Origin of the sequence: Pseudomonas psychrophila HA-4 (genome assembly GCF_000282975.1) — a bacterium.
GTDB lineage: Bacteria > Pseudomonadota > Gammaproteobacteria > Pseudomonadales > Pseudomonadaceae > Aquipseudomonas > Aquipseudomonas psychrophila_A.
In genome coordinates, this window is sequence record NZ_ALJC01000082.1 from 1 (window position 1) to 1,730 (window position 1,730).

1 rRNA gene is annotated in these 1,730 nt (G+C 52.3%); it reads right to left on the reverse strand.

Annotation, left to right across the window (positions count from 1 at the left end):
- Positions 1–114: 114 nt before the first annotated feature.
- A 23S ribosomal RNA gene (locus B347_RS0111595) occupies positions 115–1,730 on the reverse strand; the annotation flags it as partial.

Here is a 1,730-nt window from a genome sequence, read left to right on the forward strand (position 1 = left end):
TTCTAGCGAATGGGTATGTAATAGAGTCGGTGCTTTGTGAATGCAAACTTTCGGTTTGTATCGTCTTCACACACCGCAATCTGGTCTCTTCGACGCAAATTGCTTGGGTGTTATATGGTCAAGCCTCACGGGCAATTAGTATTGGTTAGCTCAACGCCTCACAGCGCTTACACACCCAACCTATCAACGTCGTAGTCTTCGACGGCCCTTTAGGGAACTCAAGGTTCCAGTGAGATCTCATCTTGAGGCAAGTTTCCCGCTTAGATGCTTTCAGCGGTTATCTTTCCCGAACATAGCTACCCGGCAATGCCACTGGCGTGACAACCGGAACACCAGAGGTTCGTCCACTCCGGTCCTCTCGTACTAGGAGCAGCCCCTCTCAAATCTCAAACGTCCACGGCAGATAGGGACCGAACTGTCTCACGACGTTCTAAACCCAGCTCGCGTACCACTTTAAATGGCGAACAGCCATACCCTTGGGACCGGCTTCAGCCCCAGGATGTGATGAGCCGACATCGAGGTGCCAAACACCGCCGTCGATATGAACTCTTGGGCGGTATCAGCCTGTTATCCCCGGAGTACCTTTTATCCGTTGAGCGATGGCCCTTCCATACAGAACCACCGGATCACTAAGACCTACTTTCGTACCTGCTCGACGTGTCTGTCTCGCAGTCAAGCGCGCTTTTGCCTTTATACTCTACGACCGATTTCCGACCGGTCTGAGCGCACCTTCGTACTCCTCCGTTACTCTTTAGGAGGAGACCGCCCCAGTCAAACTACCCACCATACACTGTCCTCGATCCGGATAACGGACCTGAGTTAGAACCTCAAAGTTGCCAGGGTGGTATTTCAAGGATGGCTCCACGCAGACTGGCGTCCACGCTTCAAAGCCTCCCACCTATCCTACACAAGCAAATTCAAAGTCCAGTGCAAAGCTATAGTAAAGGTTCACGGGGTCTTTCCGTCTAGCCGCGGATACACTGCATCTTCACAGCGATTTCAATTTCACTGAGTCTCGGGTGGAGACAGCGCCGCCATCGTTACGCCATTCGTGCAGGTCGGAACTTACCCGACAAGGAATTTCGCTACCTTAGGACCGTTATAGTTACGGCCGCCGTTTACCGGGGCTTCGATCAAGAGCTTCGCGTTAGCTAACCCCATCAATTAACCTTCCGGCACCGGGCAGGCGTCACACCCTATACGTCCACTTTCGTGTTTGCAGAGTGCTGTGTTTTTAATAAACAGTCGCAGCGGCCTGGTATCTTCGACCGGCGTGGGCTTACGCAGTAAATGCTTCACCCTCACCGGCGCACCTTCTCCCGAAGTTACGGTGCCATTTTGCCTAGTTCCTTCACCCGAGTTCTCTCAAGCGCCTTGGTATTCTCTACCCAACCACCTGTGTCGGTTTGGGGTACGGTTCCTGGTTACCTGAAGCTTAGAAGCTTTTCTTGGAAGCATGGCATCAACCACTTCGTTGTCTAAAAGACAACTCGTCATCAGCTCTCGGCCTTAGAATCCCGGATTTACCTAAGATTCCAGCCTACCACCTTAAACTTGGACAACCAACGCCAAGCTGGCCTAGCCTTCTCCGTCCCTCCATCGCAATAACCAGAAGTACAGGAATATTAACCTGTTTTCCATCGACTACGCTTTTCAGCCTCGCCTTAGGGACCGACTAACCCTGCGTCGATTAACGTTGCGCAGGAAACCTTGGTCTTTCGGCGTGGGTG